General features: G+C 63.9%; 6 protein-coding genes. All 6 read left to right on the top strand.

What is annotated here, in order from left to right:
* Positions 1-141 precede the first annotated feature (141 nt).
* The 6 genes from V6U81_RS12110 to V6U81_RS12085 all read left to right on the top strand — a co-directional run bounded on the left by V6U81_RS12110 (position 142) and on the right by V6U81_RS12085 (position 15,987).
* On the top strand, positions 142-999 hold the full coding sequence (locus V6U81_RS12110) for a hypothetical protein (RefSeq protein ID WP_334488106.1): 858 nt from the start codon (positions 142-144) through the stop codon (positions 997-999).
* Positions 996-6,566, top strand: coding sequence for a DEAD/DEAH box helicase (locus tag V6U81_RS12105; protein WP_334488103.1), 5,571 nt, complete (start codon positions 996-998; stop codon positions 6,564-6,566). Before V6U81_RS12110 ends, V6U81_RS12105 begins: the two co-directional genes overlap by 4 nt.
* On the top strand, positions 6,563-7,810 hold the full coding sequence (locus tag V6U81_RS12100; protein ID WP_334488101.1) for a PD-(D/E)XK nuclease family protein: 1,248 nt from the start codon (positions 6,563-6,565) through the stop codon (positions 7,808-7,810). The genes V6U81_RS12105 and V6U81_RS12100 overlap by 4 nt, the downstream gene beginning before the upstream one ends.
* 310 nt (positions 7,811-8,120) lie before the next feature.
* Positions 8,121-9,791 carry a hypothetical protein gene (locus V6U81_RS12095; protein WP_334488098.1) on the top strand — a complete coding sequence of 557 codons (1,671 nt, stop codon included), beginning with the start codon at positions 8,121-8,123 and terminating at the stop codon, positions 9,789-9,791.
* Positions 9,788-11,290 (top strand): hypothetical protein, encoded by a 1,503-nt coding sequence (locus tag V6U81_RS12090; protein ID WP_334488096.1) that lies wholly within the window; start codon positions 9,788-9,790, stop codon positions 11,288-11,290. Before V6U81_RS12095 ends, V6U81_RS12090 begins: the two co-directional genes overlap by 4 nt.
* Positions 11,287-15,987, top strand: coding sequence for a helicase HerA domain-containing protein (locus V6U81_RS12085; protein WP_334488093.1), 4,701 nt, complete (start codon positions 11,287-11,289; stop codon positions 15,985-15,987). The genes V6U81_RS12090 and V6U81_RS12085 overlap by 4 nt, the downstream gene beginning before the upstream one ends.
* Positions 15,988-15,990: the final 3 nt, after the last annotated feature.

Genomic DNA, 15,990 nt, shown 5'->3' with positions numbered 1-15,990 from the left:
CTGTCACCGGAGGGACTTTGTGCCTCCTTGCGGAGAGCAGCATCGTTCCTGTGCCCCGCTACACCGCGCCAGATCGTTGATGCTGTGCTCGAAGCAGTTGGTCCCGTTGCTCCGAGTGACACGTTGTCTCGTGATGACCTGATGGAGGAACTCGACCTTCTGATCTCGGCCGGTGATCTGCTCGAACTGCGTCAGCAAACCACGTACGTGACCAGGCTGCTCTTCCTTGGTCCGCCGTCCTATGTCGTCAAGGAGCCTGGCCGGTACCTGCTGCTCGGGGTTCGTCCGTTCGGCGCGGCGCTGGTCGGCGAGATGCTTGCGAGCGACGTGCTGTACGAGGGTCACACTCGCACCATCGAGTTGGACCCGGACACTGCCGGGGTGCGGCTCGCAGCTCTCGGACTGCACGAGATCAAACGCGAACAGTGGGCGATGCATCCGGTCGCCGTTTCGGCTGCGGCGTTTCTTGACGAGTACCGCCAGCGGCTAGACATCGCAGGTCCGTCTGGCCAGGTCGAAGGGCTGACCCTGATAGATCCGAGTAGTACGGTGCGGTATTACCGCGGTCGGTGGCGGTCGCCGAGACCGAGCGACACCGGCGATTTCGTCGCCCGGCGCCCACAGGCCTACGGAGCGGACCTCTGGTGCTTTGTGAGAGTCGCTGAGGGACTCCCACAGCGGCTAGTCGACCTTCCAGTGGGCGACGCGACGACACCGGGACGGGACGAAGCCTGGCGTCTGCAGGCCGCACTCGATGCCCAGCGTGGCGAGCCTCAGGTCTTTCGTACCCGGACGGCGGCTGGAGGGAGCGCGGGCAACATTGTGGACCTCTTCTCACCGGTGCCGAACTGGGCAGAGCGTTACCTGGAATTGGTCGGGCTATCGGTGCCGCGCTCGAGGGGCTCGCTGTTCTCGTATCGAGTGCCGACCGCGGCGATGCCTGACCTCACGGCTTTTCTTGCCGACATGCTGTGGATGCACGGGGGAGGAACAGAGTGACGGCGGAAGTGCCCACCATCGCCGAGACGATCATCAAGATCCAGGAGGCGCTGCGCGACTATATCGAGGCCACATACCACGTCGGACACCCGACTCTGATCGACCAACGCCGGGCGCTGCTCGAACAGGAAGGGGTGCTCTTTCGGGCGCCATTCATCGAGAGCACGCCGCGCTACAAGACGGACCGACGGTTCATCGACCTCGACCTCGATCCGGAGGTGCAGACGCTCTTCGCCAGCCTGACCTCCCGGCATGGCGACACATCTCCGCTGCTCTACGACCCGCCGTACACCCACCAAGCGCAGGCGCTTGAGTGGACGGCGCGGGACGGTCGAAGCCTCGCGGTGACCACTGGTACTGGCTCCGGCAAGACGGAGTCCTTCCTGCTCCCGATGCTTGCCAAGCTCGCGGCCGAGGCAGCTCACCGACCTGACTCATTCGAAGCGCCAGCCGTTCGCGCTCTCGTTTTGTATCCGATGAACGCGCTGGTAAACGATCAACTCGGTCGTCTGCGCCTGCTGCTCGGTGACCCACGAGTGGCTACTCAGTTCACCGCCTGGGCCGGCCGCCCTGCCCGATTCGCGCGGTACACCAGCCGGACGCTTTACCCCGGCGTTCGGAAGGTCGAGAAGGACCAGGAACGACTCCGCGCGATTGAGAAGTTCTACATTCTCCTCCTCGACCAGGCGGCCGATCCCACATCCCCATCGCACGCCGATGCGGTCGCCCTGATCGACATGCTGCAGACACGTGGCAAGTGGCCCGCCAAGCCCGACCTGAAGGCCTGGTATGGCGCGAGCGGAACCCGTTGGAAGGACAAGAAAGGCGAATTCGTTCGTGCTGTCATGCGACCCGAGGATCCGGAACTCCTCACGCGGCATGAGGTCCTGAGCGCTCCGCCAGATGTCCTGATCACGAACTATTCGATGCTGGAGTACATGCTGATGCGGCCGCTTGAGCGGCCGGTCTTCGATGCCACGCGCGCCTGGCTGGCGAACAACCCCATCGAGAAGTTCTTGCTCATCATCGACGAGGCGCACTTGTATCGGGGAGCAGCAGGCGCGGAGGTTGCGCTGCTGCTGCGGCGGCTGCGTGCCCGACTCGGTATCTCCGCTGACCGCCTGCAAGTGATCTGCACCAGCGCGAGCTTCGCAAGCCCTGAGTATGCCCGGGAGTTCGCGGCACAGCTGACCGGCAAGTCTGAGAACGACTTCAGGACCGTCGCCGGTCAGTTGGCGCTACGGGACCAGGCTGCCACCGGCACTGCAGAGGACGCGGCAATCTTGGCTGCTGTCCCGATGGCCGATTACTACAAGGCGTCGAGCGACGAGGCTAGGACGGAGGCAGTGCGTGACCTGCTCGACCACCGCGGCGTGACAGCCGAGGAAGGCGCCGCCGTGGGATCCGTGCTCCATGACGCCCTCAGCACCTGGGAGCCGATGAGTCTGCTCGTCAACGAGACGATGCAACAGGCGCAGCCAGTCGACGAGCTGGGCTCAATAATCTTCCCGTCAGTCGACAAGGAACTGGCGGATCGTGCGGTCTCGGCGTTGGTCGCCCTCGGCAGTGCAGCTCGGCGCTCAGCGAATGATGCTGGCCTCTTGCCGTGCCGGGTTCACGCGTTCTTCCGCGGGCTGCCCGGGCTGTGGGCATGCATCGATCCCGACTGCAGTGAGGTCGACCGCAAGGCGCATCCCGTTAGTGGGCCGGTGGGCGCGCTCTACGCCCAGCCGCAGGCGACCTGTGGTTGTGGAGCCCGGGTCTTTGAGCTGTACACCTGCAGGCACTGTGGCTCCGCCTACGCCCGCACTTACACCGATGACCTAATCGAGCCCAGCTTCCTCTGGCATGAACAGGGTGGCCAGTTCCAAGCCGCCTCTGGAGCCATCTCCGAGTTGCAGCCGCTTGACCTGCTCCTCGAAGCCCCAGTCGAGCACAACGTTGAGCCTGCGGATATCGACCTCGTTACCGGGCGGCTTAACCCGGACGAGTTGGGGGAGCGGAACCGAGCGGTCTTCCTGCCGACGCCACGAGCGGGCGAGGCAATCATCGGTGATGAAGACGAGGACGAAGATGAGGCGGGGGCCAGCGGGCAGTTCACGCCGTGCGGCGTGTGCGGCCAGCGGGCCGGGTTCGGTCGCTCGTCCGTGCAGGACCACCAGACCAAGGGCGACCAGCCGTTCCAAGCACTGGTAACCCGTCAACTCGAAGTCCAGCCCGCCGGCGCTCAGGAATATTCGGACTTCGCGCCCCTTCGCGGCCGGAAAGTCCTCGCGTTCTCGGACTCACGTCAGGTCGCGGCGCGCCTTGCGCCGAACCTGCAGACCTACTCCATGCGCGACGCGATCCGACCCCTGGTGCTCCGGGGATGGCAGGAACTGTCCACGCAACCGATGCTCGCCTCGGTCCTCAGCCTTGAACAGATGTACCTTGCCGCCATGGTCGGTGCCCGGCTGCTTTCGGTGCGGCTGCGTCCCGAACTACGGCCTGCCGAGTCGCTCGAACCTCTCAAGGAGGTCGCGAAGTCGCTGGAGAACGGTGCGCTTGAAGGCAACCTAGCGGAACTGATGCAACTCTCCATGACTACCTATGTGCCCCCGCAAGCATTGCTCCGTGCCATGTACGCCACGCTGACCGATCGATACTACGGATTCTCGTCGCTCGGTCTGGCCTCAATTCGGGAGCGAGCCAGTCTTGGGAAGACCCTACTCGCCAAGCTCCCGGACATCGGAGGCGTGGCCACAACGGAGGAAACGAAGCAGGCGGTAGTTCGGCTGTGGCTTGCTCAGTGGATGACCAGCACTCGTGGTGTGTGGTTCCCGAGTATGACCGACGGCGAGTGGTGGAAGACCAAGGGCGGAGTGAAGCCACACGGCGGTAAGTTCAAGCAGATCCAGTCGTGGTTGGGTACGGCTCCGGCTCGCAAGCAGTTCGTCGAGAACTGGCTGCCGACGCTGGTGGAGACCTTCTGCGAAGGGGTCGGGGGCAACTTCAAGCTGTTGGCCTCGCGGGTCGCGCTCGAGTTGGGTGGTCTGTGGGGCTACTGCGAGCGGTGCCGGTTCACGCAGCGACCGTTCCCGGGAACGACGCGCTGCATTAGTTGCGGGCACGACCGTGTACGCACATTGGATCCTGACGAGGACCCTGTGTTCCAGGCGCGCAAGGGGTACTACCGCGCAAGCGCTGCCCGGGCATTGGCTGATCCGCCCGTGTCACCAATGAGCATCATCGCAGCGGAGCATACGGCGCAGCTGAACGCAGCCCAGTCGGACGAGGTGTTCTCCAAGGCCGAGGAACATGAATTGCTCTTCCAAGACGTCAACCTGGCCCTGCCGCGTCCTGGTGAACAGCAGCGCGCCGCTATCGACGTTTTGTCATGCACGACGACGATGGAAGTTGGTATCGATATCGGCAGCCTGTCCGGCGTCGCGCTCCGCAACATGCCGCCTTCGCGTGCCAATTACCAGCAGCGAGCGGGTCGTGCCGGCCGCCGGGGCAACGCCGTGGCGACCGTGCTCGCCTTCGGAAGCGCCGACACCCACGACGATCACTACTTCCGCCAGCCGGAACTGATGATCCGAGGCAAAGTCGACGATCCAATCCTTACGATGGATAACGACGAGATCGCGCGACGTCACGTCACCGCCTACCTATTGCAGCGCTACCACCAGGACCGGCTGCCGAAGATCGAACCCGACATGCAGCCGCAACTGTTCGAGGTGCTAGGCACGGTCGGGGGGTTCGTGGGAACGACATCCCCGCTGAATCGGACTGATCTTGCGGATTGGCTGAAGGTCAACGAGAGCGTCCTTCGTGGCGAGATCGCCTCGTGGCTCCCGACCGAACTCAGCGCCAGCGATCGGGGCACCCTGCTCGATGGCATCGTCACAAGGACGCTTGGCGACATCGATAGGGCGCTCGATCTCGACCTCGATGGCAGTCTCCCGGAGCCCTCGGAAGGTGACTCCGAACCCGAGGCCGACGAGGTTGAAGCCGAGGGACCAGCCGAGGACGGTGCGGAGGCGCCGAGTGCGCGGCGGAGCCAGACCAACCTCCTGGATCGTCTGCTCTACAAAGGTGTGCTGCCGCGCTATGCCTTTCCCACAGATGTGGTCGGGTTCCACGTCTTTGACATCGATCGGTCGACACCATATCGGGCCAAGTTCCTGTACGAGCCGAGTCAGGGCCTGCCGGTGGCACTCAGCCAGTATGCGCCCGGCAAGGTGGTGTGGATCGATAATAAGGAGTGGACGTCGGGAGCGCTCTACGCGCCCGTAAGGAAGGAGCTCTCCAAGGCCTGGGAGGACAAGCTTCTCTACTTCGAGTGCGAGGTGTGCCACTACGCCAAGCACTTCTCGCCCAAGGAAGCGGAACGCGGCGAGAAGCGTGACTGCCCGGCCTGTGGCGCCGCGGACAAGTTCGGAGCGGCTAAGAACTGGATCCGCCCGCCGGGCTTTGCTCACCGCGCCAAGGAGGCTCCTGGCACCAGCCCCGATGATGCACCCGCGCGGAGCTACGCCACGAGGGCGAAACTCGTGGCGCCCGGCCCGACAGAGGAGTCCGCCTGGCAGCACGTCACCGATCGGCTCGAACAGACGTACCGACGCGAGACCCTGCTCGTGACCAATACCGGTCCGCGCACCGAGGGCTACACCTACTGCACGCTTTGCGGATTGATCGAGCCAACAGCGACGCCCTCAACCGTTGTTGTTGGCCCGCATCCGAAGCCGTATCCCGATGAGAAGGAACCTTCATGTCCGGGTTCGAGGTCCACCCGAGGCCTGGTACTTGGCACCGACTTCATCTCGGACGTCTTGCTAGTGCGCCTAAAGGTGGCGGCGCCAATCACGTTGCGCCCAGCGTTCCTCTCGACTCACGTGGCGCTTCGCACGATCGCGGAGGGCCTGACAATTGCGGCGACCAGGAAACTCGACATTGAGGCGAACGAACTCCAGGCGGAATATCGACCGGCGCTCACGCCGCTCGGCGGCGAGGGCCTTGAATCCGAGATCTACCTTTATGACACGCTAGCCGGTGGTGCTGGCTTCACCCGTCGTGTAAACGACTACGGGATGGAGATCTTCGAGCAGACGCTGAAACTTCTGGAGGAGTGCCCCGCTGGCTGTGACGAGTCCTGCTACCGCTGCCTTCGGAGCTTCCGCAACCGCTTTGAGCACGGTCTGCTGGACCGGCATGTCGGCGCCAGCCTGCTTCGCTACCTGATCAACGGCACTCCGCCGCAGCTTGATCCTGCTCGTCTCAACCAATCGGCTGACAAGCTGTTTGAGGATTTGACGAGCCATGGGATCAACGGCGTGACCTTTGAGCGAAAGGCAGAGGTCGAGATCGAAGGGATCGGGCCGGTCACTGCACCGATCCTAGCCACCAAGGGCGAACAGCAATGGATCTTCGGTGTGCACGGGCCGCTCACGCCCGACGTCGCGCCGACCGACGACCTACGGGACGCCAAGGAGTTCGGCGCCGTGCCGGTTCGCCTGGTCGATGACATCGTGATCGCGCGCAACCTGCCGTTCGCCAGCCACAGTGTCCGGGATTCGCTGACGTGACAGGAAGTGGGGCTGACTTCGACCCCGGCATCGAGGCCTCCGCAGGTGTCTGGCCGCAGCGTCCGGATCTTTGGAGTTACTCTTCGCTCAAGGAGGTCGAGGCTTGCCCGCGGCGTTGGATGCTGACCCGGGCGCAGTACCCCGACCTTTGGTCACGCTCGGGCTATCCGATGATGCCCGTGATCGCTGCAGTCTTCGGCGACGTCGTGCACAGCTCGCTGGAGGCGATCCTGAAGGCGCTCGTTGCTGCGGGGTGCGAATCGACACGCGTTGCGGGGGCCGCCCATGTCCTTCGTGAACTCGGCGGGATCACGGCGGTGGTCGAACATGCCCTGAAGGACCGATTGGCTCGGCTGGTTGGCAATCCGCGTTTGAACCGCGATCGCGGACGTCGTGTCGGCCGCGAGCTCAGTGACCGCGTGCCCGAAGCGCGTGCTCAGGTCCAGGCATACCTGAGTCGAATTGTCCTGCCAGCGGGCAGCCAACCCAAGCGCGCTGCCAATCCGGATGGTGGAAACACCTGTTCGAGGTCATGTCCGCAGCGCCGACCAGTCGGAACCGGCTCACATCCGGAGATCACGCTGACAGCCGATGAGGTGCGGTTAACCGGTCGCGTCGATCTGCTCACCGTCGCTGACGATGTCGTGCGGATTACGGACTACAAGACGGGGGTGGAGGATCCGGGCCACCTCGATCAGCTGCACACCTATGCCTTGCTGTGGGACTTGGACCGAGCGGTGAACCCGAGCGGACGGAAGGTCACCGACCTCATGGCCGCGTATCCGAGCCGCGAGGTGTCGATCCCGGGGCCGGGGGAGGAGGAGCTTCGGGTGCTCCAGCAGTCATTCGAGACGCGTATCGCAGCCGCCGATGCCGAGGTTGCGGCACCGATGCCGGCGGCGGTCACGCGCGAAGACACCTGTGGCTTCTGCCAGGTCCGCCAGCTTTGTGCGGAGTACTGGGAACAGATCGTCCCGGGGCCCGACAGTGTGCCCCCCGGCGACTGGTTCGACTACCAGGGCATCGTTGGCCAGCGGAATGGTGTCCGCAGCTGGTGGATGATGAGTAGCCGGACGGGTGGGCGCGAACTCCTGTTACGGACACCGTTACCAGCGACTGAGCTCACCTCTGGTAGCCAGATACGAGTGCTCGGCATCCGGTTGGACGACGATCCCGAGGTCGAGGCTCTCGTCGGTGCGATGTCGGCTTCCTCGGAGGTGTTCGTCTTGAACGATCGGCGGTGACACCCGCCACGTAGATGTCGCGACAGATGCAGGACAGGCCAACAGGTGCCTGGCCCCGCCCAAGATCCTCATCTCTCGAGGGCGGGCACAACGAATGTCGGAGGTGGGGGATGGCTTGTAGAGCAGTACGCTGTCGGCAATGGACTGATCGCCCTGGCAGGCGGGAGGATCTCCAGTTCGTCAGCCGTCCCGCTGCCGCAGCGAGAGAGCCATTGGTGGTGACCGCAATGAACGGTTCCTATATCCCGCCAGAGCCTCGTAGGGAGATGGGTAACGTGCGCGTGGCTCCATGGGAATGGGCGGTTGTTGCGTGACTGCGGGGGAAGCGGGGCCCGACGCCTCCTCCATGTTCGGTGTCGGGGTCGACGACAGGCGCCAGGGAGATGAGGCGGTAGCAGCCTCCGCCAGTCAGTTCGTTGAGCGGCTGTACCGCAGCAGCAACAGCTATGCGGACCGGCTGACCTCGGAAGAGCTCGAGTGGGTTGATGTCGACCTCGGTCTCAACGATAGAATGCTGGGCTTGGCCCAAGCCGGGCACCAGATCATTGTCACGGGCAACCCGGGCGACGGAAAGACGCACCTCATCGAGCGCCTCCGTCCCGCACTGGAGAAGGCAGGCGCTCTCGTCCTGACCGACGCCAACGAACTATCTGATGACGAGATCTTGAGTCGGTGGCGTGATTGCGACGGTGGCGGCCGGGCGATGGTCTTGGCGATCAATGAGTGGCCTCTCTTCGTGTTGCGCCGTCACCCTCTCGCGGCCGAATTTAAGCCACTGCGGGAGGCTCTTCGTCAGGTCCAGCAGGCGATCTCGTACGGCCACGAGCCGGTGCGAGAACCCGTGGAACCGGTCCGGGTCATCGACTTGGGCCTGCGAAACGTGCTCGCCCAGACAATTGTGTTCAAGGTCCTCGACCGGCTGACCGATGACCGCTTTTACGCTGGCCTGTCACCGACCGATCCAGCCGTCACAAACCGCGAGGCGATGCGTCATCCGCAGGTCAGGGAGCGGATCGCCCTACTCCTGCAAGAAGTCGCCCGACGAGGACATCACGCAACCATGCGGCAGCTTGTGGGCTTCGTCGCCTTTTTGATCACGGGCGGCGCCACGGCCGCAGTGCGGCTGGCATCGCCGAGCTCAAGCCGGTACCACTATGCGCAACTCGCCTTCGAAGGTGGTGTCGGTCCGCTGTTCGATGCCGTCAGGGCTTCCTTCGATCCGGCGACAGTGACGCATCCTCGCAGGGACATGGATCTCTGGCTGGGGACGACAGTCCCCAAGGAATGGGTCGATGGTGGCTGCCCGGCAGCCATACAGCCTCTGCCATCTGGGGATCGGATCGACGAGTATCGTGCACTCAAGCGGCGGTTTTTTTTCGAGCATCGGGACGGCCGTTCCTTGATCGGGCTTCTGCCGAGCGATGAGCGTAGCTTCGACAAGCTGGTGACCGATGGACGTGCGGGAAGCGCCACAGTGGTTCGAGATTTGCTGCTCGCGATCAATCGCTTCTACGAGCCGGACTGCCCAGACACGGACCGAGAACGTCTGGTGCTGTGGCAGAGCCACCGGTTCGACGTCAAGGCACCCAACACGTTCTTGATGCTGCACGAGGTCCGCCATGGCCGGTTCCGAATCAGGGCACCTCAGCTGGCGCCATGGGTTAGCGCGTGGCTTCCCCAAGAGCAGCGGCTCGTCCGGATGTTCGCCCTAATCGCCACGAACGAGCACGACGCCGCGATCGCCAGCCTCCTCGTCGACCGCGCCCTGTACCTCACCTTGGCTGAAGCGCGCTGGGGTCTCGGCCGTACGAGTTGGTCGCGTAGCGCTACCCGGCGGGTCACACGCTTCGTCGACAAGGTGCACAGCAGCGTGAGCGTTAGCGGGAACGACGTGGTAGACGTCCGTATCCGCAACGTTGAGAAGGACATTGAAGCCAAAATTGAGATCCAGCGGTATCCGGTGGCGAGGTACATACTGTGATCAGCGACCTGAAGGCCTTCCTCAACCAAATCTACGATGACGAGTTCGGCCTCCTGCCTACCAACACGTCCATTAAACCCGTGCATGTGGCGAATGGGCTCGGGCGGGCACTCGTCGGACGCGTTTACGACTCTGACGCGCTCGCTCAGTTTTTGCGTCGATCGATCCTAAACCAGACGAAACGTGTTCAGGAGGAGCGCAACCCCAACACTATGATCCTCGAAACCTACGGGGACGCCTTCATGGGCCGCGAGAGCCAGATCGTTGACCGGAACGCGCTTAGCACGTTACGGAGCCTCGCGGAAGGCGTTCTCGCTACGGACAAGGCTGTGTTCGGAGAAGCTGCGCGGTCGTCGTACACACTCTCCACAGAGACTCTCCTGACGCCTGACCTGTCGGACCAGCATTGCGGCACCTTCCTTGCCGGTTTGCTGACCGCGGGACGATCGGGAGACGCTGCTGCACATATCCGAGCATTGTTGTCGACCAGCGACGATCCGTGGTCGACGCTGGCGATGCCGATGATGCAGTTCGCCCAACCGCGGACGGTTGGACCAGCAGTCACCTTCGGCGGTGCGCGACCCTACGCGGCCCTTGCTGTCGATGGTGGCGGCGACATTGTTTCACCCACCCTGGCAAGGCTCCGAGTGTCCTTCGACCGGCTTGCGCGCTTCGAACAGAGTGGCGGGTCAAAGCTGAGTTCGCTTCGGCGGATGGTGATGTTCGCCTGCTTCGCTATCCACGTGCACCTTACCGCGCGGTTCTCCGAAGCGTTCGACGGCGCCCCGCGCCCACCGATTCTGATCGACATGTTCGACGGGTCTCGCGCGTCTTTGCGCAACGCCTCGCGCGCATCGCTCCGGGCTGCGGGTGACGTACTGGAAGCGCTCGTCTCACGTCGAATTCGAGAGCGAATTTCCGGGCAGGCCGATGAGATCGGCGTCGGGCAGATGATTCTGAATCTACCCGAAAGGGTTCAGGTCCGGGTCCGTCAGGGGTTTGAGGCCTACCGCGATGACGATCAAGTCTCGGACCTGGAAGCGCTCAGCGAGGCGCTCTGGCAGGTCGCCACGGAAGAAAGGAGCCACCCGGTTGGGTTCCTCACTGAACTAGGCCGTCGTGCTGGATATCTCACTCCTTGGGCGGCTACCGGGCGCGGCGGCAGACTACAGAAGAGATATGGCATCACCACGGAGTTTTTGGAGACTCTCGTTGCCGCTACGGTGGAGCCCGGCCAACCCCTTGATTTTCCGGAATTCCTTGACGAGTTGCGCATAAACTACGGAATTGTCGCCGGGCAGCGCTCCGATGACCAGATCGTGCGGCGCAACAACCTGGCTGCGATGCCCTTCGGGACTCCGACGTCGGTGACCGAGGAAGATCTGCGGCTCAATGTGGAAGCTTTGCGGAGGGCGATCCTCGAAGCCGGGTACGCCAAGGCGTACGCCGACGGCCAGACCGTAATCACCACCGACCCGGAAAGCCTGGCAGTTCTATGACGACATCCGGACTCCGCGAGAATTTGGTCAGCGAGCTTCTGTGCGAGCAGGTCATACAGCTGTCTGGCGCTCTGGGGATCCTCGTTCAGGACGTACCCCATCTGGACCCAAGCGGAGTGCTGGCGGGGCTGGCGAAGGCTCTCGAGGTCGCCGACCTACGCATCGCCCTTCTGGCAACTGGCGGCGATGCGCTCGCCACCGCCTCCGGCATACCCGCCGATAAGGTCACCGGCAGCGTTCAGCAAGCCGAACAGTGGCGCAACGATCGAGACCTAAAGGCGACCATCGTCGTCATTGCCACCGGCGACCAGGCTCGGCTGTCGTCGCTGCAGGACTTCGTGGCAGTCGGGCCGGCGCAGCTCAAGCGCCTGCTAGTCCGGCGGGCGCAAGAGGGTCCGGCCGCCACCAATGAGGTACTTACCAGTTGGTGGAAGAAGCTCGGTGCTGACGGCAACATCTCGTTCGGGCAGCTCGTCGATTACTACACTTCGTTGCCAAGCGGTCCTGATCAGGAAGTTGAATTCAAGACCCAGTCAAGTCGCGAGCTTCCCCGATTGGGTTTACTGGCCGATCCAAGGTTGTTCGACGACGCGCGGGACCGCGCGGTGCGTGATCGCATTCGGCGAAATCGCGATCTAGTCGGTCGACTGCAAGCGCTGAATGAGAAGGATCGTAGGGCGATTGCGGAGAACATCGCCAAGGAGAGCGATCCAGTCCGGCGGGCTGCCCTACGGCGCAGCCTTCGGCTCCTGCGCCAGCTTCGTCGGGGAGAACCGGCTGGCCAGCTCACTGTCGCGGATGCCGAAGACCTTTTCTCAGTACGGCAGAGGCAGCCGGCGCCGTTGGCACGCACTGACAACGTCCCGGAAGCGTCTGGCGTTCCAAGTTCGCCAAGCATCGGGGCCCCCCTGGCCCCAATGCCAATGCCACCCGATGACGGCAACGCTGGCGATGACATGGCCGACAGGGCGCCAAACACGCCCACCCCGGCCTCGACCGTGGCTGCCCAGGCGTTGTTGTCCGACGACGAGTCCCGCCAGGACGACCTCGATGTTGCGGTGGACACTGTGGCGGAGGTGGGTGAGGTCGACGGAGGCGGATCCTCCGTTGGTACCGAGCGCTGGGAGACAGATCTTCCCTCCGGCGTCATCGTTCAGGGACAGGCGTCTCGAGAGGTCATGGACATCGTGACCCGGCTGGTTGGCGAAGGTCGTTACGGTGGCTGGATCACCTGCAATGAAGGCGACATCTGGGAAAGGATCCGGGGCTATCGTGGCGAGGAGGATCTCCGGGCCGAGTGGACCAGCGAGCAGATCCTGGAGTTTCTTGGCAGCCTCGACGACGACGGTGGACGGGAGCTTAGGGCAAGGTTCACCGACTTCGACCAGGCTCGCAACCAGATAGTTGAGTACACCAGCTCATTGGCCGCGGAGCCACTTCTCGTCGCCGCAGCTCGCGCGTCGCAGGACCTCGTGAGGTCGTACGTCGGGCGCTATAGCGACCTGCTTAGCTGCATCAGCCGCACCTACCCCGACATGTTCGCTGAGTACACCCAGGACGCCAACCAGGTTGTGTCGCAGATCTTGATGCTGGACACGATCACGTTCGGCTCCGGCATGACAACGACCGCAATGCTCACTCCGCTGCACCCGTTGTACCTTTGGAGATACTCGGAGTTTGCTCGCGTCGTCGCGGCACAGCGCCACCGGCTCGGTCCCCGCGACGTGAGACTCGTGATCGCCTCCGCCCAAGATCTGCCAAACTTCCTCACAAGCCTGTGCCTGCCCGAGTTGACGCACGACACGCCGCAGGTCCTCCCCCAGGTGAGCGCAGTTGATAACCTCCCTTACTTTGCCGTCCGGCAGGAGCGCAGCGTCGGACACGACGGCTTCACCGCAGTCGCCCGGATCGTGGAGTCGTTCCTCGATGCGCACCCTGCCGCCCGACCTGGACTCCGTCTTGCGTTGCTGGATCCGCCCGGTCCCGGCCCCTATCTGAGGCTGCTAGCGGACTTGGCAGACGACGACAAGATCCAGGGCGCCCACCTCGCCGTCCTCTACCGGGGCCGCGGCGCCGGCATCCAGTCGCTCGGGCTGGACGACGACGACGAGGCACGTGTAGCGCAGCTGTTTCGAGCGACCGCAGACGATCGCCGCTTTAGCTTCGAGGTACGGTCCCTGCCCGCCGACACCGCTAAGCTCCCAGATGACGTCCTCGCCCACGTCACTGTCGCGTTCGACCAGTCCGGCGGCAAGCAGGATGCACTCAGCGTTTTCGAGCAACCGATCCAGCCCTTGGCGATGCCGCAGCGACTCAAGTACCGAGTCTTCACCAAGACTGTCGATCTCGAGCCTGCCCCGGGCGGCCCCTTCGCCGCATACTTCAACGTCGCGCAGTTGGTCGCCAAGCAGGCTCCGGCGTCTCGACTCGCCGTGCGACAAGATGAAGACGTCCGAGAGCGACTCAAAGCTGCGGCGGCAACGGCACCCTGGTTCGTCCTCGCCGACCGGCACATCGACCGGGACCTGAGACTCGGTAGCCTTCAAATCTTCACCGGCCGCGACGGCGCCCGCGAGGTGGTCGCGTTCGCTGACGCCACCGACCCCTTCCGGCGCGCCCTTCGCGACGTCGTCCGTCAGTACAACACCGCCGTCAGCGATGGCGATCTGGACGGCCTTCTGCGAGAGCTGACGGACCTGCTTGACGTGGGGGCGCTCACCCTTACTGCGGACCTGGAGCACGAGGTTGACCAAAACAGAACGAAGGGCCTACTCGGGACCCTGATCGCCTCGCGTTGGTATAAGACGGGCTGCCCCGATAACCGCAAGCGCTTGCTGGTCAGCCTCGACGATGAGATGGCTCGCCGCTGGCTGCACCTGCGCGAGGACGCCCGGCGTGCAGATTTACTCGGCATCGAATATGGCGAGGACGCATGTGTCATCACCGTCTTCGAGGTCAAGACCATGCAGGACACATCAGCGGAGTACCGCATCGACGGCGGCGTGGCATCGGGACCGGCCGTTAACCAGTTGCTGTCCACAGGAACGCTGCTTCGCGACGTGTTCAACCCTGACCGGACGGATGAACTCATCACCACGCCGGCGCGGCGCGAAGTGCTGCGAGCGCACGTTTACCGGGAACTCGGCAAACACGGCCACGACGCCGACGACCGCAAGACGTGGGCCACCGCCGCCCAGCGACTCTTCGAAGGCAAGCTTTCCTTCATCATCGAACTCCACCTGGCTGAGGTGTCGATCGGCGTGGACTCTGAGTCGCTGAGGCCGGCCAGGCGGGTGAGTGCCCGGGCTGACGACAACCAGGTCTTCCCTCTTACGGTGACGCAGCTGGATGAATCAGGCGTCGATGCGCTCCAGCAGCCCACCCCGGTGGTCGAGGAGCCAGTGCCAAGCCCTCCAACAGAGGAAAGTGATGCAGTAGCGCCCGAACCGGACGGGCCTTCCCTCCCACCTGCCGAGTCAAGCGGGCCCGGCCCGCATCGCCCGCCCGCCGTCAGGACGGCCGCGACGACGGCTGCTGCCAGCGACACATCACCAGCACTGGCCAACCGGCCGACCGCTTACCTGGGCGAGGCGCTGGGACAATACGGCAGACCTGTCGAGGTCTGGTATGACCCCCAGCGCCCGGATCGTCCCTTGGCCAACGGCCATATTGCGATCACCGGTGAAACGGGCAGTGGGAAGACGCAGGCAACCAAGGCGATCCTGCACGACCTGATGGCACCGTCGACCGGTCTGCCGGCGCTGATCCTGGACTTCAAGGACGACTACGCCGGAGCCGAGTACACCCGCACAGAGCAGTTGTCCATGTTCGATGCGAGCATCGGCGGTCTGCCCTTCAACCCGCTGGTGCCACCAACTGATCCGACATCTGGCCGGGCGAACCCTATGTCCCACGTCCACCAACTCGTCGGCATCTTCAAGCGCATCTACCGTCTCGGCGACCAGCAGGCCTACACCCTACGCGAGGCGATGAAGGAGACGTACGCAATCGCGGGCATCGATGGTAAGCCGTTCATCCCAGAGCCGCAGCAGACCTACCTGCCCTTCGACGCAGTCCGTGACGTGCTGGAACGCGACGGCCATGGTCCATTGATCGGCCGGCTGTCGCCGATCTTCGACCTCGGCCTGTTCGCCGGGGACAGCGGCAACTCAACCCTCGAGAGCTTGCTCGACGGACGGTCAGTTGTCCGCCTCAGCCAGTTGCCTGGCGAGGAGGTCAAAAACGCCGTGGCTGAGTTCCTGCTGATGGCGCTCTACAACCACCTCATCCGGCGCCCGCAGCCGCGGATGCTGAGGCGGCTCGTCGTGCTCGACGAGGCGTGGCGTCTCGTCCAGTCACCCTTCCTCGAACCCCTCATGCGAGAGGGCCGAGCGTTCGGCGCTGGTGTCGTCATCGCCACCCAGTATCCGAAGGACCTGCCCGATGCGGTGTCCGGCGCCACGGCGACGAGGTTGTACTTCAGCCAGACGCAGGTCGACCAGATCCGCACGGTCCAGAAGGCGCTGATCGGCAAGACGAGCGGGTCCGACGCCGAGCAACTCGTGGCCTTGGTGCGGTCAATGCCTCCGCTTACGTGTCTGGTGCAAAACGCGCACCAGACGCCGCACGTACGCACCGCCATCCGGCCCTACTACGAGCGGGTCGCCGATGCCGACACACCTGACCGGCTGTTCTAGACC

Source organism: Micromonospora lacuserhaii, from assembly GCF_036902735.1.
In the GTDB taxonomy this organism is placed as follows: Bacteria; Actinomycetota; Actinomycetes; order Mycobacteriales; family Micromonosporaceae; genus Micromonospora.
The sequence above is the reverse complement of the archived record's forward strand: the minus strand, read 5'-3'. Positions and strand labels throughout refer to the sequence as shown.

Bases quoted from the DNA above. Each gene is read 5' to 3' on its own strand.
- V6U81_RS12110 (WP_334488106.1), top strand. From the start codon at position 142: ATGGAGGAACTCGACCTTCTGATCTCGGCCGGTGATCTGCTCGAACTG.
- V6U81_RS12085 (WP_334488093.1), top strand. From the start codon at position 11,287: ATGACGACATCCGGACTCCGCGAGAATTTGGTCAGCGAGCTTCTGTGC.